At 37.1% G+C, this 20,004-nt stretch carries 16 protein-coding genes; 12 read left to right on the forward strand and 4 right to left on the reverse strand.

Features of this window, described 5'->3' with window-relative positions:
• Positions 1–58: 58 nt before the first annotated feature.
• From I5776_RS20860 to I5776_RS20870, 3 genes are read right to left on the reverse strand one after another with little or no spacing between them, the layout of a single operon-like run.
• Positions 59–715 (reverse strand): YcnI family copper-binding membrane protein, encoded by a 657-nt coding sequence (locus tag I5776_RS20860; protein ID WP_202778381.1) that lies wholly within the window; start codon positions 713–715, stop codon positions 59–61.
• A gap of 24 nt (positions 716–739) precedes the next feature.
• Positions 740–2,389: a copper resistance CopC/CopD family protein gene (locus I5776_RS20865; protein ID WP_246483860.1), complete on the reverse strand. Its 1,650-nt coding sequence runs from the start codon at positions 2,387–2,389 to the stop codon at positions 740–742.
• Positions 2,379–2,978: a DeoR family transcriptional regulator gene (locus tag I5776_RS20870; RefSeq protein ID WP_202778383.1), complete on the reverse strand. Its 600-nt coding sequence runs from the start codon at positions 2,976–2,978 to the stop codon at positions 2,379–2,381. The genes I5776_RS20865 and I5776_RS20870 overlap by 11 nt, the downstream gene beginning before the upstream one ends.
• A gap of 288 nt (positions 2,979–3,266) precedes the next feature.
• Here I5776_RS20870 and I5776_RS20875 point away from each other — a divergent pair, with 288 nt between their 5' ends.
• The 12 genes from I5776_RS20875 (at position 3,267) to ahpF (ending at position 19,095) form a co-directional block, all read left to right on the forward strand.
• Positions 3,267–3,998 (forward strand): GntR family transcriptional regulator, encoded by a 732-nt coding sequence (locus I5776_RS20875; protein ID WP_202778384.1) that lies wholly within the window; start codon positions 3,267–3,269, stop codon positions 3,996–3,998.
• Positions 3,991–5,550 (forward strand): gluconokinase, encoded by a 1,560-nt coding sequence (gene gntK / locus I5776_RS20880; RefSeq protein ID WP_202778385.1) that lies wholly within the window; start codon positions 3,991–3,993, stop codon positions 5,548–5,550. Before I5776_RS20875 ends, gntK begins: the two co-directional genes overlap by 8 nt.
• Positions 5,541–6,887 (forward strand): GntP family permease, encoded by a 1,347-nt coding sequence (locus I5776_RS20885; RefSeq protein WP_202778386.1) that lies wholly within the window; start codon positions 5,541–5,543, stop codon positions 6,885–6,887. The genes gntK and I5776_RS20885 overlap by 10 nt, the downstream gene beginning before the upstream one ends.
• A 240-nt stretch (positions 6,888–7,127) precedes the next feature.
• Positions 7,128–8,108, forward strand: a complete 981-nt coding sequence (locus I5776_RS20890) for a sugar ABC transporter substrate-binding protein (protein ID WP_202778387.1) — start codon at positions 7,128–7,130, stop codon at positions 8,106–8,108.
• A complete protein-coding gene (locus I5776_RS20895) occupies positions 8,101–9,564 on the forward strand; it encodes a sensor histidine kinase (protein WP_202780891.1) in 1,464 nt (487 codons plus the stop codon). The genes I5776_RS20890 and I5776_RS20895 overlap by 8 nt, the downstream gene beginning before the upstream one ends.
• Positions 9,542–11,110, forward strand: coding sequence for a response regulator (locus tag I5776_RS20900; RefSeq protein ID WP_202778388.1), 1,569 nt, complete (start codon positions 9,542–9,544; stop codon positions 11,108–11,110). The genes I5776_RS20895 and I5776_RS20900 overlap by 23 nt, the downstream gene beginning before the upstream one ends.
• Positions 11,111–11,121: 11 nt before the next feature.
• Positions 11,122–12,234, forward strand: coding sequence for a D-xylose ABC transporter substrate-binding protein (xylF, locus tag I5776_RS20905; protein WP_202778389.1), 1,113 nt, complete (start codon positions 11,122–11,124; stop codon positions 12,232–12,234).
• A 193-nt stretch (positions 12,235–12,427) separates the two neighbouring features.
• Positions 12,428–13,543, forward strand: a complete 1,116-nt coding sequence (locus tag I5776_RS20910) for a sugar ABC transporter substrate-binding protein (RefSeq protein ID WP_202778390.1) — start codon at positions 12,428–12,430, stop codon at positions 13,541–13,543.
• Positions 13,544–13,631: 88 nt separating this feature from the next.
• Positions 13,632–15,152: a sugar ABC transporter ATP-binding protein gene (locus tag I5776_RS20915; RefSeq protein ID WP_202778391.1), complete on the forward strand. Its 1,521-nt coding sequence runs from the start codon at positions 13,632–13,634 to the stop codon at positions 15,150–15,152.
• A gap of 11 nt (positions 15,153–15,163) precedes the next feature.
• Positions 15,164–16,339, forward strand: a complete 1,176-nt coding sequence (locus tag I5776_RS20920; protein ID WP_202778392.1) for a sugar ABC transporter permease — start codon at positions 15,164–15,166, stop codon at positions 16,337–16,339.
• 650 nt (positions 16,340–16,989) lie between these two features.
• Positions 16,990–17,553 carry an alkyl hydroperoxide reductase subunit C gene (ahpC, locus tag I5776_RS20925; protein WP_202778393.1) on the forward strand — a complete coding sequence of 188 codons (564 nt, stop codon included), beginning with the start codon at positions 16,990–16,992 and terminating at the stop codon, positions 17,551–17,553.
• A 12-nt stretch (positions 17,554–17,565) separates the two neighbouring features.
• Positions 17,566–19,095: an alkyl hydroperoxide reductase subunit F gene (gene ahpF / locus I5776_RS20930; RefSeq protein WP_202778394.1), complete on the forward strand. Its 1,530-nt coding sequence runs from the start codon at positions 17,566–17,568 to the stop codon at positions 19,093–19,095.
• Between the two features lie 66 nt (positions 19,096–19,161).
• Here ahpF and I5776_RS20935 read toward each other — a convergent pair whose 3' ends face one another.
• The gene (locus tag I5776_RS20935; RefSeq protein WP_202778395.1) at positions 19,162–19,836 is read right to left on the reverse strand and encodes a uracil-DNA glycosylase; all 675 of its coding nucleotides are present in this window, start codon (positions 19,834–19,836) and stop codon (positions 19,162–19,164) included.
• Positions 19,837–20,004 lie beyond the last annotated feature (168 nt).

Here is a 20,004-nt window from a genome sequence, read left to right on the forward strand (position 1 = left end):
TTCCTTTAAAAACAAAAATGACCTATTCAACAGATGAATAAGTCATTTTTTGTTTTTATTACTTTTTACGAAAAGCCATGATAAGCGCAACTAATGAAAGAACAACTGCTACAATTGATAAGATTAAAGGAAGTGAAGTAGATTTAGCAGCGTCTGATGTTTCCACATCCGCTGTTTTTGTTTCCTCTTTTTTTGTTGTATTGGTTGTAGCCTGATCATCATGATGTTGCTCTGTAGAGGCACCTGCAACGATATCCGTAATTGAATGAGGTGTATCTCCCCCTTCATCTTTCGTCCATTCTACAATACTGCCATCTTTATAAAATTGGAAAGCATCCCATGCAATTTTTGCGGCCTTATCAGGGTTTTTCGCAACAAACGTAAACTGTTGGAATTGACCAGGTAAGATTCCTTCACTAGTAGCCTCGAAAGTAAAAGATTTTATTTTTCCATTGGCATCTTTTTCAGAGGAATATTTCCACCCAGGTATCGGCTGGTAAGACTCAATTTCTACGCCCTCTGGTGCTTTAATCGTAAATTTAGTTGTAGGGATTTCTTTTTCTGTTGGAACTTTAACTGTATATGTTTCCCAAGCACCTGTTGTTGAAGTTGTTGGGTTCACTGTCACATGGGCACTTGCCGCACATGAAAACAAAAATAATCCAAAAACTGTTGGTAAAAGTACTTTTGACATCTTTTTGATCGTCTTTTTCATTTTCGATTCTCCTCTTATTCTAAATTATTGACTACCTACCATCACTTTAAAGTCAGTATCGAGTGTTTCTAAATCCTTCGTGAGGACATGGACATGAACATTCCAGTGACCTGCCATATTGAAATTCATACCCATTCCTTCATATTTGCCTTCTTTGACTTTCAATAATGTTTTCGTATCCTCACCCATATCCATCTCTAGGCAAGTAAATGTAAGGATAACTTGTTCAATATTCTTCATTGGTTGCCCATTTCGGTCTTTTAAATCAATGGCAAATGTATTTTTCCCGATGACATTTGGGGTCGCTTCAAAGGTAATTTTGCTTCCTTGATTTACTGTTTTCGATTCCTTCACCGGACCCGGTGATGCCATTGCCGTTGGTAAATTTGTTAAGATAACGGAAAGGACCAGGACAATTATTCCTGTTAGTAATTCACCCCATAAAGAAGGAGAAACTCCCTTTTCACTTTTGCGCTTTCCTTTAATAAAATTCACCGCTGCAAATATAATCATAATAAACAGAAGAATAATTTTTCCTAATAATGTCCGTCCATAATCAGTAGTAATAAGTGAACGGAGATTAGGAATGTATAATAGACTTCCAAAAATACCTGTCGCAGTTAAAACTAGAACGATGATGATTCCCCACTTGGAAAACTTTCTTATCATTTCAAGATAATGATTCTTCGTATCCACTTTCTTGCTTAAAGGAAGTAAAGCAACAAAAACAACTAAGCTCCCGACCCAGATCGATGCCGAAAGTAAATGGAGAAAATCCATTCCAACCGTTAATAATATATTTGTCGTTGACGCAGCATGACTTGTTAGAGCTTTGGTTAGTAACAAACCTATTCCGATGATAAAAGAAATCCAGTAAAGATATGATTTATTTTTAACGTGTATTAGATAAGTAAAAATCATTAATAATATCAAACCACCAATTTGGATTAACCAAGTTTCCCCAAAGTTTGAATTAGTGATCATATCCTTTAGCGTTTCAATATTTAATACATGTTTCCACGATGTCGTTAATTCAATAGATGCCATTAATGGCAAACTGACAATAATACTCAAAGATAATAATAATAGAGAATAATTTAGTATCTTTTTAAACGCCTTTATAACATATCCATTTTGAACTAAATCCTTTTGAAGTATCAGTAGGAAAAAAAATAAAGCACCAATATAGCTTGCATTGCTAAAGTATTGTAACCAACGAATAATGATAAGATCACTTTGAGGTGTATACCCCTCTGATTTTGCCTCTATCGCTGTTCCAGCTTGGACTGCACTATCTGAACCGATTTGAAATGGAATCACACCTTGAACGGGATGCCCGTCATTCGATACAGCTTTCCATTGAATTCGGTATGTACCATTTGGAAGTTTAGAGTTTAATCCACATTCGAGTATGGTTGAGTTTTTCGCATTTACACGCCCATTATTCTTATCAACCCGTTCACCTTTGTCATTATAAACTTGAATTGAATTATTCACAGATTGAATCGTTTCATCAAATTGAATGAATATCTTCTTCGGAGATTGTTTAAGAATCTCGTTATCAGAAGGATTGGATTTGACTATGTAAGCATGGGCAGAAGTAAAAGTCGGGAATAAAAATAAAGTAAGGCAAATAAGAGATATTAATAGATTAATTTTCTTTTTACTTATCACGGCCACTACCTCCCGACTGATGACACTTACTGCTTCGATTCCCATTCATTCTTTTCACGATTTCATCAACAGCTTCTTCAAATTGGAAAATTACTCCGCCAAAGCCTTTTTGAAATTGTTCAGCATATTTTAATGAATCAAACGTAAGTACCTGTGGTTGGCAGCAATTTAAATGAAAATCAGCACCCATTAAAAAATAGGCTAACTTCGCGCTAATCGTAGTATTTTGTAAAAAATCCCTACAGATTATTTGCGAGACATTCTTTTCAATATCCCGAAACCTTAATAAACCACAATGGGGGCAGCACAATTGTTCCACCTTTTGATCATTGGTGATAATTTGTACCGGATGTCTATTATTTAATTCCTTTAAACAATACGTACATGAATTTGCGGGAACAGTCCCAATCGTTGCAAGAGAAATACCGCATGAAGTTTTATTTATCTTTTTATCCTCTAGTAGCGGCCTAATGTCCCGATAGACGGTCATTTCAGATACATTTAAACGCCTGCTTAATTCTGCGATGGATAGCGTTTCCTCTTCTTCTAACCAAACTACAATTTGCCTTTGCCTTTCAATCGGTAACATAAAAGCACCTCCCTTAATCTAGTTGGAATTTACTTCATATGAATAGATTAAAACAACCATTCGTTACAAACAAGTGAGAAATGTGAATTTTATGTTAAGAAATATCAATTAATAACATTTTTTATCAATGAAGCATGTATATACATAACTAAAACTTTATAACCTATTAAAATGTCAAATAAAGTATAAAAATAATTTTTACATCAGATAAAAAAGCGTTTACATTTTGGAAAATTGAAATTATAATACTTGTATACAAGTCTACTTGTAACATTGGAGGATCAATTTATGGTTGAATCAACAGAACATTTATATCCGGAAAAGTGGCTTTCTAAAGCTTCAACTGGAGATCGTATTGCATACGAGCTTAGAATGCGAATCATTTCGGGTGCAATTGAAAGCGGTACCGTTCTATCGGAGAATAAATTAGCAGCAGATTTTGCGGTAAGTCGTTCCCCTGTTAGGGATGCGTTAAAAATACTTGCTTCCGAAAACATTATTCAATTAGAAAGAATGGGGGCTATTGTCCTCGGATTAAAAGAAAAAGAAATTGAAGAAATTTATGATGTCCGTCTGCTTATCGAAACGTTTGTATTTGAACGACTTGTAAGAATTGATGTAAATGATTTAGTAAAGGAACTTAGCAAGATTTTGGAAATGATGAAAGTTGCAATCAAATACAATGATGCTGATGAATTTTCCTATCAAGATGTCCTTTTCCATGAAACGATTATTCGCGCTGTAAATCATTCATACATTCTAATGATTTGGAATAATTTAAAACCAGTTATGGAAAGCTTCATACTTTTATCCATGCGGATGCGGTTTAAGGAAAAATACGAGGATTTTGAAAGGATTGTAAAAAATCATGAACTGTATATTGAAGCGATCAAAACGAAAGATCGGTCACTCATGATTAAATCTTTGCATCAAAATTTTGATGATGTTCAAGGTAAAGTTGAAGACCTGTGGAGATCACAAGAATTGCTTTCTAAAGGAGTAATACAAGAGAATGACTAACTTTATGTTAGGGATAGATATCGGTACGACAAGTACAAAAGCTGTGTTATTTAGTGAAAAAGGTAAAGTTATTCAACAGGAAAATATCGGTTATCCTCTTTACACGCCTGATATATCAACAGCAGAACAAAACCCTGAAGAAATATTTCAGTCTGTCTTACAGGCAATCTCAGCTATTACGAAACAGCATTCAGATAAAAAGCCCATGTTTATCTCATTCAGTAGTGCGATGCATAGTGTGATTGCTATGGATGTAAATGACCAGCCGCTAACTCCATGTATTACTTGGGCAGATAATCGTAGTGAAGCATGGGCACACAAAATTAAGGATGAGTTGAACGGGCATGAAGTTTACAGGCGCACAGGAACACCCATCCACCCAATGTCGCCATTGGCCAAAATAACCTGGCTAGTGAATGATTATCCTGAAATTGCTGAACGTACGAAAAAATACATCGGAATTAAAGAATATATTTTTAAAAAATTCTTCAATCAGTATGTTGTGGATTATTCCCTTGCTTCTGCAACGGGGATGATGAATCTCAAAACATTGGATTGGGATGAAGAAGCATTAAATATCGCTGGGATTACTCGAGAACAATTATCTGAACTCGTGCCCACAACAAACGTATTTAAAAACCTTCGCCCGGACATCGCAAAACTAATTGACATCGAGCCACAAACCCCGTTTGTCATTGGTGCCAGTGATGGCGTACTTTCAAATTTAGGTGTAAATGCGATAAGGAAAGGCGAAATTGCCATTACGATTGGAACGAGCGGTGCCATTCGAACGATAATTGACAAACCACAAACAGATGAAAAGGGAAGAATATTTTGCTATGCCTTAACAGAAAAACACTGGGTCATTGGCGGACCGGTAAACAATGGAGGAATGGTTCTCCGATGGATTAGGGACGAACTCGCCTCAGCAGAAGTAGAAACGGCGAAAAGATTAGGAATTGACCCATACGAAGTATTAACGAAGATTGCCGCGGGCGTAAAGCCAGGTGCTGACGGATTATTATTTCATCCATTCTTAGCAGGAGAACGTGCACCATTATGGAATCCTGACGTACGTGGCTCATTTTTCGGTTTAACGCTGTCACATAAAAAAGAACATATGATCCGAGCAGCCCTTGAAGGAGTCATTTACAATTTATACACCGTATTTTTAGCATTAACAGAATGCATGAATGGCCCTGTAACCAAAATTCAAGCTACCGGGGGCTTTGCAAGATCGGATGTATGGCGGCAAATGATGTCAGATATTTTTGAATCTCAAGTAGTTGTACCCGAAAGTTATGAAAGCTCGTGCTTAGGTGCCTGTATTTTAGGGCTTTATGCATTAGGAAAAATTGAATCATTTGAAATTGCCTCTGAAATGATTGGAAGCACTTACACACACACACCGAAAGGAGGTGCTGTTAAGGAATACAGGAAATTGTCGCCCATTTTCATTCACTTATCTAGAGTTTTAACAGAAGATTATACAAGAATTGCAAACTATCAAAGGGGATTACTTACTCAAAAGGGGGAAAACGAATGCCATTAATTATTGTAGCAATTGGAATTTTAGCCTTATTAATCTTAATTATGGGATTTAAATTAAACACATTTATTTCATTAATCATTGTATCATTCGGTGTTGCTTTAGCACTTGGAATGCCTTTAGGGGAAATTGTCAAAACCATCGAAGCCGGATTAGGGGGAACACTTGGGCATTTAGCTTTAATTTTTGGACTTGGAGCGATGTTAGGCAAGTTAATCGCAGACTCAGGGGGAGCGCAGCGAATTGCCATGACCCTTGTAAATAAATTTGGTGAGAAAAATATTCAATGGGCGGTAGTTGTAGCCTCTTTTATCATCGGTATCGCCTTATTTTTCGAAGTTGGTCTCGTATTATTAATTCCTATCGTATTTGCTATTTCAAAAGAATTAAAGGTGTCTATTCTATATCTCGGAATTCCGATGACAGCGGCATTATCTGTAACTCATGGTTTCTTACCGCCTCATCCCGGACCAACTGTTATTGCTGGAGAATATGGTGCAAATATTGGTGAGGTATTGCTTTATGGTTTCATCATTGCGATTCCTACAGTAATTCTCGCGGGACCTATCTTTACAAAGTTTGCTAGAAAAGTTGTGCCTGAATCCTTTACAAAAATGGGCAACATTGCCTCTTTAGGTGAACAGAAAGTATTTAAGCTTGAAAACACACCTGGTTTTGGTATTAGTGTATTTACTGCAATCCTTCCTGTTATTTTAATGTCAATTGCAACTATTATTACACTTCTTCAAAAGACAATTGGATTTGAGGATAATAGTTTACTAGCGGTCATTCGTTTTATTGGTGATGCTGGTACCTCAATGTTGATCTCCTTACTCGTTGCTGTCTATACAATGGGTATAGCGAGAAAGATTCCGATCAAAACAGTGATGGACTCATGTACTACAGCGATTACACATATCGGGATGATGCTCTTAATTATCGGGGGTGGCGGTGCCTTCAAACAAGTATTAATAACTGGCGGTGTCGGTGATTACGTAGCCGAGTTGTTCAAAGGTACTTCCCTATCACCAATCTTATTAGCTTGGATCATTGCTGCCATCCTACGGATTTCCTTAGGATCAGCAACAGTAGCTGCACTAACAACTGCCGGATTGGTTATCCCTATGCTCGGACAATCTGACGTCAACCTTGCTTTAGTCGTTCTTGCAACAGGTGCAGGTAGTTTAATTGCTTCACACGTTAACGATGCTGGATTCTGGATGTTTAAAGAATATTTTGGCTTAAGCATGAAAGAAACATTCGCAACCTGGACATTGCTTGAAACAATTATTTCAGTAGCAGGATTAGGATTTATTTTATTATTAAGTTTAGTCGTATAAATAAATTACGGTTAATTAATCCTTAAAGAGTCCTTTACTCCCTTGGCGGTATATTCCCCCTCTCATGCCTCTAGTATGAAGGGAGGGATATGCTGCCAATTTTCCTTTTTTAAAAAAACTCCCCATCTTCCAATCTCAAAAACAATCATGATTGCCCTCTAATTTTTTGATGAAAATGTAAGTGAAACCTTGTATGATATTACTTATAGTAGGCTACTAGAGATAAAGGAGATCGTCCATTTGAGGAAAATAACCTTTGTGGCACTTACATTTGTAAGCGCTATCTTATTTTATTTTACCTTTGCTTCGGCGGAAAAGGTATTTCGCTCTTCTTGGCAATTGCCAAAAGAAATAAAAGATGAGCAAAGCCAATATCGCATTGTCTTAGTCACACAAGAGTTAGAAACTCCATTTTGGGACAAAGTTGGCAAAGGGGCACGTGATCAAGCCAAAAAGGATGGGGTAAGCCTCGAAGTTTGGGGAAGCTATGGAAAAAACCAAGAGGACTTTTTGAAAAAAATTGAAATCGCAATTGATTCAAAGGTAGATGGCATTATCGTACAAGGGTTAGATACGGATGAATTCAAAAATTTAACAAAAATTAAAGCTGCATCCCACGGTATTCCTATAATAACTGTTGCAAACGACGTTCCAATGGGAGAAAGCTTAAGAAAAACTTATGTTGGTTCTGATCAATATTTGGCAGGGAAGATGATTGCAAGGCAATTAATTAGTGATATGGGACCATCAGGTATAGTCATTTTGATGTATGATAGCCAACAAGAATATTATCAAAAGAATAGACTCAAGGGGATTCAAGCAATATTGAAGGACTATCCGAAAGTCACTCTTAAATACGCACCGACGGATAATACGAGGGATAAAATAATCGCCACAACAAAGGATGTAATGAACCAAATGCCAAATGTAAATGCGTTTGTAGCAATTAATGCAAATATAACTGAAGCGATGGTTCAAGAAATTAGCAGAAGATCACCGATTAAGCCTTTCTATATCTATTCATTTGATGATAGTCCTGAGTCAAAATCACAATTAAAGCAAGGAACACTCGATGGAATGATCGAACAATCACCAGCAACGATGGGAAGTTCAAGTGTGAATTTAATGGTGAAATGGCTAAACAATGAGATTGTTCCACTAAATAAGAACGGTTATTTTACAGATATTCGGATGGTAAAGGCGATGAATGACCATGACTAGCATACAGAAAAAAATATGGACACTCGCTATCATTGTATTATTTATTATGGCGGTAATATGGATATCACTCACCTACTATAATCAAAAGATGCAAGATCAATATAATAAAATTTTAGAGCGATACTTAATTATGAACGAAGTATCAAACACAAGCCAACAGTTAGTAGCATCTCTAAATAATTACCTACTCTCCCCTACAGACACAAATGTAAAAAAGCTTAACATGAACAAGAAAAAAATTCAGAAGGCAAAAATAGAAATGACCTCTCTCAGGAATGAAGAAAATACTTTTGCATTAACAAGTTATGTAAATTTAATCGATAGTCTTATTGAAACGACAGACCGCTCGCTAATGTTTCAGTCTGAAAAGGAATCTGAGGATTCATCGACGGCGTTTTCCGAAGCGACACGTATTTCAAAATATATATCTGAAATGTCGCTTACCTTAATAGATAAAGAGTTCAATACGTACAATCGTTTTTATCGAAGTATCATAGATCAATCCAAAGAGCTTAAGAAACTTGGAATCTGGCTTTTATTTTTAATCACCTTCCTTCTTCTACTTTTTACTTATTTATTTTCGTCAAGTATTACTCGTCCTATACAAAAGCTAACACACGCTGCAAACGCATTATCTAAAGGAAGATTTGATTTAAAAATTGAAGTTGAATCAAACGACGAAATCTCTTTTTTGGCAAAGATGTTTGATCGAATGCGTATTAATATTAATAACCTTATATCAGAAATTCAGCATAAAGCTCAACTTGAGCAAGAATTACAACAAAACAAACTTCTGTTACAAGAAAGCCAACTACGAAGCCTACAAAGCCAAATTAATCCACATTTTTTATTCAATACATTAGATACACTCTCAAAAAAAGCCTATTTAGAAGGATCGGAAGAAACGAGTGACCTTCTTGTGAGCGTTGCTGGCATGTTGCGATATAACCTAAGGCAATTAAATAAATCAATTACGCTTCGTGAAGAAGTAAATGTTCTTCAACAATATATAGATATACAAAAGGCACGGTTTACTGACCGTTTTCAGATAAATATGGACATCGATACAACTTGCTTAGATGTACACATCCCCCACTTAACATTACAGCCAATTATTGAAAATGCTGTGATTCATGCGATAGAGCCAAAGGAGGATGGTGGGATTCTATGGTTTCGGGTAAAGAACCAAGGCGAACATGTAATCATTGAGATGGAAGATAACGGACCAGGCATGCCAGTGAATAAGATTAAACAAATTCTTGAAGAAAAACCTATTGTCCTTGAAGGACACTCTACTGGGATTGGCTTCAGCAACGTTGTTAAGCGTTTACGACTCTTCTACGGAGAACACGATGTCATAAATATTAAAAGTAAAATGGGTAGTGGAACGACAGTTGTATTAAATATACCAAGAAAAAGGAGAATAGATATCTATGCTCAAGCTCCTGATTGTTGATGACGAACAAATTGAACGTGAAGGACTGCAGGCCATAATACAAAATAGTTACCCTGACCTAATAATAAAACAAGCAAAAAACGGAAAAACCGCTATCGAGTTGACTCCCCTATTCAAACCGGACTTGATACTGATGGATATTAAAATGCCTGGAATGAACGGACTTGAAACGATTGAACAAATTAGTTATAACTCTCCAACTGTTAAATTCATTATGGTGACTGCTTATGAAATGTTTGAATATGCACGTCAGGCACTGAAGCTCGGTGTGAAAGATTATTTGCTTAAACCAAGCAAAGCAAGCGAAATCGTATTTACGGTTGGTAAAGTATTAAAACAAATAGTGGATGAACAAAAGGCATTGGAAACAAATAGGTTTCAACAGGATACACTCCAAAAGACATTACAAGTGGTCGAGACAGATATTGTTACACAATTATTATTTGATCACGTACACGAAGTACATTTAAATGAATTAGTGGGATTATTAGATATTCGTACCACACATGAAAAGTTTGTCATAAGTGTCTTACTCCCCCACGGCTCGGAAAATTTCTACCCATTTATTAAGGAAAGGATTAGAAAGACGAAATGCGGATGGGTAGGCGCTTTGTACGGACGGCAACTTCCAATCATTGTGTTCAGAAATTTGGACATGTCCTATCGTTCTCAAGCTATTTCTTTAGCAAGAGACATTTTGTCAGTGATCAAAACGGACAATCAAAAAGGGCTTTTCATCGGAATCGGAGAGGTTTATCAATCTTTAGATAAGATTCGCCAGTCCTATCAAGAATCATTAATAGCGACAATGGATTCCAACCTTCCTATTAAATATCGCTTTTATTCAGATGTGCAAATTTTAAGTAATTTAGATCATATAAATGAAACAAAACAAAGAGAAAAGCAGTTTTTTGATCAAATTCAAAGTGGTCAATGGGAAAAAGTAATCGATAATATTATGGATATCATTCATCGTTATGAAAGTGCAGGCGCTGATTTAGTACAGACACAACAAAGTGTTCTTGAGTTACTTTGGGTTGCTTCAAGAATCTTAAACGAAATGGGAATTGAAACGGACCGGCCGCTATTTTCTTTTCAAGCTCGTGATTTTCGTCAAATACGGGCCGAGGCGAACGAACTTATTGACCGAATGAGAGTTGCTTATATTGAACAACATACTTATCTGGCACCTGACATCATCTTTCGGATCAAACAATATATAATAGAACATTCCCACAAAGATATCTCTCTTGAAACAATCGGTAAAAAGGTTGGATTAAGTCCTATTTACATTAGTAAAATTTTCAAAGAACAACTAGGTATAAATTACATAAACTTTCTAACTCAATGCCGAATTGATAAGGCGAAGACATTAATGAACGACCCAAATAAAAGCCTAAAGGAAATTACATTTGAAGTTGGTTATCACAATCCGAATTATTTCAGTAAAGTTTTTAAAAAAATGTGCAATCTCTCCCCTACTGATTACCGGAAAAGGCTTTTCAGTAATAAAGGCATTCCGTTTAATGAAAAGTTAAGTGAATAGGAGCAAACCTAATGAGTCGTTTGTCTTTCCAGATTGTTTTGACGTTTCTAATCATATCGATTTTATATTCTGTTACTGCATGTGAATCAAGTGTTAAACGTAGCCAAAATCATGTGTCAGAGGTCGCCTCAAGTCCTTCAACAACCAACAACAAATCAGAAAAGAATCGGGTAGCGACAAATAAAATCAAAATTGGCTTCTCTATGGACACTTTATTAGAGGAACGTTGGCTAAAAGATAGGGAATTATTTAAAGTAGCGGTGGAAAAATTAGGTGGAGAAGTAGAGATTACGGCGGCAAACGGCGATGATGCTCTGCAAATATCCCAAGCAGAAACCCTTATTAGTAGAGGCATCGATCTTCTTGTGGTCGTTCCACACAATGCCGAAGCTATGGCAGCCATTGTCAATAAAGCTCATTCCGCCGGAATTAAAGTTCTTTCCTATGATCGCCTAGTTAAAAATTCATATGTCGATCTATATGTTTCCTTTGACAATATAAAAGTTGGGGAACTACAGGCAGAGGCAATCACAAAGCTCGTTCCTAAAGGTAAGTATGTTTACATTGGTGGAGCGGATACGGATAATAATGCACATTTGTTTAAACAAGGTGTATTCAATGTCCTTCAACCATTCATTGATCGAGGAGACATCACAATCGTTTTTGACCAATGGACGAAAGACTGGGTCCCAACGAACGCATTTGCCAATATGGAAATGGCCTTAAAAGCAAATCACAACAAGATAGATGCTGTAATCGCCGCGAATGACGCAACAGCCGGTGGGGTTATACAAGCACTTAAGAAACATGGCCTTGCCGGAAGAGTTTTAGTTGCTGGTCAGGATGCAGATCTTGCAGCCTCCCAGCGTATTATCAAAGGAACACAGACAATGACCGTATATAAACCGATAAAGATCCTTACTGAAAAAGCTGCTAAATTAGCAATAAAGATGGCAAAAGGTGAAAAGGTAAAAACAGTTAGGAAAGTGAACAATTCGAAAATGGAAGTCCCATCGGTACTGCTCACACCCATTGCTGTTGGTAAGGACAACATTGACGAAACAATTATTGCAGATGGATTTCATTCAAAAAGAGAAGTTTATCAACACATAGATAAAAAATAACTTTACAGACCGTCGAAGGCTTCTTCGGCGGTTTTTCTATTGATCGTGCAACAGAAAAAAGGCCGTTACACCACAGGATAAAAAAGTATAGGTAATAATAAAAAATTGCTATCGGAAAGCGTTTTCACCCCTAGAAGACGATGATATATTTTAACCATTAATACGTTTTATCATTATTTAAGGGGGATTAGAAATGAAAAAAGGATCAAAATTGGTCGCTTCCTTACTAGTTGTCATGATGTTCATCTTTGTTGCAGCGGGATGCAGTAGTAGTACTGGAGGCAGTAAAAGCAAAGTTGACGTCGGAATTGTTCTGCCGACAAAAGATGAGCCAAGATGGGTACAAGACGAACAAAGATTTAAAGATGCACTAGCTGATTCCAAATACTCAACGGAAATTTTATTTAGCCAAGGATCTACAGCTAAAGAAAAAGAAAACGTAGAAACATTAATTAACAAAGGAATCAAAGTATTGATTATTACTCCTCAAGACGGTGCTTCGGCTGCCGCCGCAGTAGAAGCTGCGAAAAAGGAAGGAATTAAAGTTATTTCTTATGATCGGTTGATTACGAATACAGATGCGGTCGATTACTATGTAACTTTCGACAGCGTCGCTGTAGGTGCTGCCCAAGCACAATACCTTGTTGACCATGCGAAAGGGACTGGTGTTCCACTATACCTTTATGCAGGAGCAGCTTCAGACAATAATGCATTCCTATTCTTCCAAGGAGCATGGAATGTCCTTCAACCAAAAATTGCTGATGGTACATTTAAAATTGCAAACTCAAGTGAAGCAGTTGCTTTAAAAGATACAAAAGAACTTTCCCGTGATCAATTAAGTAAAATCATTAACCAGGTAACGACAAACTGGGATGCAAACGAAGCCAAAAACAAAGCACAAACTCATTTAACTGGTGCCGCTTCAGACATGAAAGGTGATGTAGCAATCCTTGCACCGAATGATGGAACTGCTCGCGCCATTGCTGATGTTTTTGCTTCAGATAGTGCAGTTACAAACTATGTAGTAACGGGACAGGATGCAGAAAAATCCTCGGTTCAATACATTATTGACGGAAAGCAATCCATGACCGTTTTCAAAGATGTTCGTACTTTAGTAAAAGATGCAATGGGTATGGCTGTTTCTATTCTCGATGGAAAAACACCTGAAACAACCGGTTCCTACAACAACGAAAAAGTCGATGTTAAGGCAAAACAAACAAATGTCATTGTTGTTGATAAAGAAAACGTGAAAAAGGAATTAATTGATTCTGATTACTATAAAGCTAGTGACTTTAAAGGAATAAAGTAATACAAAAATAGATTTAACAACGGATTAGTGATAGATAGATATCTATCACTTTCCGTAATTATTAACGTTTTTTTGGGAGGGCATAAGGATGAGCGACTATATTCTAGAGATGAATCAAATCACCAAGGAATTTACGGGAGTCAAAGCGCTCTCTAATGTCAATTTTAAAGTTGAGAAAGGCGAGATTCACTGTTTAGTTGGTGAAAATGGAGCAGGCAAATCAACATTAATGAAAGTGCTCAGCGGTGTTTATCCGTACGGTTCCTATCAAGGTGATATCGTTTTTGAGGGCAATATACAACAGTTCCACAAAATTAACGATAGTGTAGATACTGGAATTGTCATTATCTATCAGGAATTAGCCCTTTTTCCAGATCTTTCAGTCTACGAAAATATATTCATAGGGAATGAAATCAAACGTAGAGGAATTATCGACTCAAATCAGACGATTAGCAGAGCCAAAGAATTATTGCAAAAGGTAAAGCTTAATATAAATCCTGAAACGCTAGTAAAGGATTTAAGTGTTGGAAAACAACAACTAGTGGAAATTGCAAAGGCATTAAGCAAGAACGTAAAACTCCTAATTCTTGATGAACCAACTGCTGCCCTTAATGAAAATGATAGCGAAAATCTTTTAGATTTGTTACGTGAACTTAAAAGACAAGGTATTTCCTGTATTATGATTTCACACAAATTAAAAGAGGTTATTTCTATCGCTGATAAAGCGACTGTGTTACGTGACGGGAAAACAATTTGTACATTAGACGCAGCTAAAGAGGAAATTTCAGAAGTACGAATTATCAAAAACATGGTTGGGCGGGAAATTGAAGATATTTATCCAAAAAGACCAGACAAAAAAATTGGCGAGAAAGTTCTCGAGGTTAGAAGCTGGTTTGCCTTTGACTCCCAATTGGGTCGACATGTTGCAAAAGATATTAACATTCACGTAAACAAAGGAGAAATTGTTGGGATTGCAGGTCTTATGGGATCGGGTAGAACTGAATTTGCACTAAGCATATTTGGGAACCCAAAATCTTATAAATTACACGGTGAATTACTAGTTGAAGGAGTACCGAAATCATTTAAACATACAAGTGAAGCAATCAAGGCGGGAATCGCCTATGTCACTGAGGATCGTAAGGGTGATGGCCTTTTTTTAGCTCAGGATATTAAGCGAAATGTAACTGCAGCCTATTTGCAAGGAATCTCCACGAACGGAATGATGAATGAAAATGAAGAAGTGAAAGTAGCCAATGAATATAAAAATTCGCTCTATATAAAAGCTTCTTCAATCGAACAAATCGTTGGCAATCTAAGCGGTGGTAATCAACAGAAGGTTTCATTAGGAAAGTGGCTTTTTGTTGGTCCAAAGCTATTAATCTTAGATGAACCAACGCGCGGGATTGATGTAGGGGCTAAATTTGAAATATATACAATCATGAATAAGCTGATTAGCCAAGGAATGAGCATTATCATGATTTCTTCTGAGCTTGGTGAAGTGTTAGGGATGAGTGATCGTATATATGTTATGGCACAAGGCGAAATCAAAGGCGAGTTGTCAATAGATGCGGCCAATCAAGAAAATATCATGCAACTTGCTACGCAATAGGAGGTTCACTAATGGATTTTTATAATGAATTTAAAACGTTAATGAAAGTAAATATTCGTGAGTACGGAATGTATATTGCACTGTTGATCATTTTGATTACGTTCACAATTATGACCGACGGACTTTTTATGTCGTCACGTAATATAAGTAATCTCCTTGACGCAACAGGCTACATCGCCGTTCTAGCTGTCGGAATGACGCTTGTTATCGTTATTCGGCATATTGATTTATCGGTTGGATTTGGAGCAGGATTTTTAGGTGCGATTGCCGCAATACTCCTTACTCAAGCAGGCATGCCTGTTATTGTTGTTATTCCAGTCATCTTAATCTTTGGAATTATTGTAGGTTTATTTATTGGCTTACTCGTAGCAACGATAGGGATTCCTTCCTTTGTCGCAACTCTCGCAGGCATGCTAATTTTTAGAGGAGCACTCCTTCAAGTAACGGCTAAAACCGGAACAATTATCATTAACAATGATCACTTTAACTCTATTGGCAATGGGTTTATCCCATCAATTGCTACAATCAATGGATTGCATATCCTCTCATTGATTGTTGGTGCGATTGGAATATTGTTTTATATTTATAGAGAAATATCGATACGAAAAAACAAGCTCAAGTACAATTTCGAAATTGTTTCCTTTCCTATATTTATATTAAAATTAGTCTTTGTTTCAGCGATTATTGCTTATATCACTTGGATTCTTGCAGGATACAATGGATTTTCCTGGACCGTTGTCATTATGTTAGTCGTTACGATGATCTACCACTTTCTTTCTACAAAAACCGTGCTTGGTAGACATATCTATGCTGTTGGTAGCAACCCGGAAGCTGCACATCTTAGTGGAATCAATGTGAAAAAGATTACGTATATTGTTTTCGGGTCTATGGGCATGTTAGCCGCGCTTTCGGGTATATTATTCACCTCCCGTTTGCAATCCGCTACAACCACTGCTGGAACATTGTTTGAATTAGATGCAATTGCTGCTGCCTATGTAGGTGGTGTATCCGCCGCCGGTGGAGTAGGAAAAATAACTGGGGCAATTATTGGTGCAGTAGTTATGGCCGCCTTATCTAACGGCATGAATTTGTTAGGCGTCGGCATCTCCTACCAATACATCATCCGTGGTGGTGTATTAGCTTTAGCTGTTATCTTCGATGTACTGACACGCAAACAAAGAGCATAAAACTACAATTAAAAAAGAGGATTAAAACTTCTGTCATTTGCAAAGTGCTGTTTTGAGTACCAATTTATTGATTTTCATAATCTGATTTGTGAAAAGCTACTAATTCCCGCATCTAGGTGCAGGAGGAGACGCACTTATCAGTTGGCGATTAGGTTAAATCCCAGAGATGATACATAGGCGGAAAGATTCCGCCTATGTAGTATTTATTAATAAAAAAAGCTTAAATAGAAGGAGAAATTCCGCCTATTGACTCGAAAAATGCAAAAATAGGAGATTTTGCTTTGCATAGGCGGAAAATCTTCCCTTATATACCCCCGAAGCGATCTCCATTCTGCATTTAACCGGAAAATTCCCGCTTATTTTACTTTTGCTGGTTACTCGATTACGGACGAGCAAAAGGCACTTGACCCCTGTGGGATATAGAAGAACGACCCTTTATTTATTCCGAAAAATAGCATTTAGTGTCTAATTTTTGAAATGATCATAAATTAAATAAATAGTGCGTACTTTTCATTTGACCCCAAATAATTATTTCTATATAATAATTAATATAAATTAATATTGATTATAGATTTTACAATTGAAGGATTATGGGAATACTTAATCTGTTATCTATAATCAATATAACACAAAATAGGAGGAAATTAATAATGTCTCTAATAGGAAAAGAAGTACTACCATTTACTGCACAAGCATACAGAAACGGTGATTTCATGGAAGTTTCTGAACAAAATTTCAAAGGTCACTGGAGTGTCGTTTGCTTCTACCCTGCAGACTTCACTTTCGTTTGCCCGACTGAACTTGAAGACCTTCAAGAACAATATCCTGCGCTACAAGAATTAGGAGTTGAAGTATTCTCTGTTTCAAGAGATTCTCATTTCACACATAAAGCATGGCACGATACATCAGAAGCAATTGGTAAAATTACTTACACAATGATTGGTGATCCTGCACACGTTCTTTCTCGCAACTTTGATGTATTCATCGAAGAATTAGGACAAGCTGATCGCGGTACTTTCATTATTGATCCAGATGGTATCATCCAAGCAATTGAAATCAATGCTGATGGTATTGGACGTGATGCAAGCACCCTTATTAATAAAGTGAAAGCTGCACAATATGTTCGCAACAATCCAGGTGAAGTTTGCCCAGCAAAATGGAAGGAAGGCGCTGAAACACTTAAACCAAGCCTAGATCTTGTTGGTAAAATCTAAGGGGTGCTATAAATGATACTTGAATCAGATATTAAGGCACAATTAAATCAGTATTTACAACTATTAGAAAACGATGTACTTCTTAAAGTAAGTGCAAGTTCTGATAAGTTATCAAATGACATGCTAGCTCTTGCTGATGAGCTAGCAACGATGTCATCTAGAATTAAAGTAGAACAAACAACATTAGAGAGAACACCTAGCTTTAGTGTAAATCGTATCGGAGACGATACTGGAGTAGCTTTCGCAGGAATTCCTCTTGGTCATGAGTTTACTTCATTCGTATTAGCTCTTCTTCAAGTAAGCGGAAGAGCACCGAAAATTGACCAAAGCTTAATCGATCGTGTGAAAGGCATTAAGGGTGAATATCATTTTGAAACTTACGTAAGCCTGACATGCCATAACTGTCCTGATGTAGTTCAGGCATTAAACATCATGTCAGTTCTAAATCCTGGTATTACTCATACGATGATTGATGGTGCAGCATTCAAAGAAGAAGTAGAGAGCAAAAATATTATGGCTGTGCCAACGGTTTTCCTAAACGGTGAATCCTTCGGCAGTGGTCGAATGACTTTGGAAGAAATTCTTGCAAAAATGGGAAGCACAGCTGATGCTTCTGAGTTTTCCGACAAAGAACCATTTGATGTTCTTGTTGTCGGCGGCGGTCCATCTGGTGCCAGTGCAGCGATCTATGCAGCACGCAAAGGCATTCGCACAGGCATTGTCGCAGAACGCTTTGGCGGTCAAATCATGGATACGCTCGGCATAGAAAACTTCATTAGTGTTAAGTATACTGAAGGTCCAAAACTTGCAGCTAGCCTTGAAGAGCATGTAAAGGAATATAACATTGATGTTATGAATACGCAGCGTGCTAAACGATTAGAAAAGAACGAATTTGTTGAAATTGAGTTAGAAAACGGCGCTGTTCTTAAGAGCAAGTCGGTTATCCTTTCAACAGGTGCTCGCTGGCGTAATATCGGTGTTCCTGGTGAAGCAGAATTTAAGAACAAAGGTGTAGCTTACTGCCCACACTGTGACGGTCCATTATTTGAAGGAAAGGATGTAGCAGTAATTGGTGGCGGTAATTCCGGTATTGAAGCGGCTATTGACCTTGCCGGAATCGTGAAACATGTAACCGTTCTTGAATTCTCCGCAGAACTAAAAGCCGATACTGTATTACAAGATCGCCTTTATAGCCTTCCAAATGTAACGGTTATTAAAAATGCACAAACAAAGGAAATTACCGGAACTGACAAAGTTAACGGTATTACCTATATTGACCGTGAAACGGAAGAAGAGCGTCACATTGAATTGCAAGGTGTGTTTGTTCAAATCGGTCTTGTTCCAAATACCGATTGGTTAGGTGAAACGGTTGAACGTACGAGAACCGGAGAAATTGTTGTCGATAATCACGGGGCTACAAACATTCCCGGAGTATTTGCTGCTGGTGATTGTACAAATAGTCCTTATAAACAAATTATTATTTCCATGGGCTCTGGAGCAACTGCAGCTCTAGGGGCATTCGACTATCTTATTAGAAATTAATTAATACCTTTTTGGAAAGTCGCTTTCTATAGATTAATAGGGAAGCGACTTTTTTTGTCCCATTAATTATAAATTTGGTATTTGCCAATCAATCTCTTCCTTCCCAATTTCCCGTAAAATTGCATTCGTCCGAGAAAATGGGCTACTACCGAAGAAGCCTCTGTTAGCGGAAAATGGGCTCGGATGAGGAGACTTGATGATAAAATGCCTAGGTGAGGTAATTAATTGTTGTTTTTGCTGGGCAAATTTCCCCCAAAGAATAAATACAACCGGTGTCTCCCTTTGATTCAAAGTTTCTATCACTTTATCAGTGAATATCTCCCAGCCTAAACCTTTATGTGAGTTTGGAATTCCCGCTCTCACGGTTAAGACGGCATTTAGCATTAAAACACCTTGCTTTGCCCATTTTACAAGGTAGCCATTATCCGGGATATAGCAGCCTAAATCAGTATGTAGTTCCTTATAAATATTTTGCAATGACGGGGGAATTTTCACTTCTGGTTTAACGGAGAAGCTTAACCCATGAGCTTGTCCTGGGCCGTGATAGGGATCTTGGCCAATAATAACGACCTTCGTATCGTTAAATGAAGTAAAATGCAGTGCATTAAAAATATCATTCTGGTCTGGATAAATCACTCTCGTTTGATATTCTTGCTTCAGTGATTTTCTTAATTGTTGATAATATGGCTTTTTAAACTCTCCTTCTAGTATAGGAGCCCAATCGTTTTTTAAAATCTCCATGTCCACTTTTCACTCATTTCTTTTATTTTAACGTTTCCGCTAAATGCCTATATTAGGTTGTTGATTTTCGTGGCAGGTACTCGCTTTTTATGCTTTTGCGTGAACCTCCTCATAAAAAAAAGCACCTATAATGAACTGAACCCCAAACGTTAGGCATTTAAACTAACA

Origin of the sequence: Heyndrickxia vini, assembly GCF_016772275.1 — a bacterium.
In the GTDB taxonomy this organism is placed as follows: Bacteria; Bacillota; Bacilli; order Bacillales; family Bacillaceae_C; genus Heyndrickxia; species Heyndrickxia vini.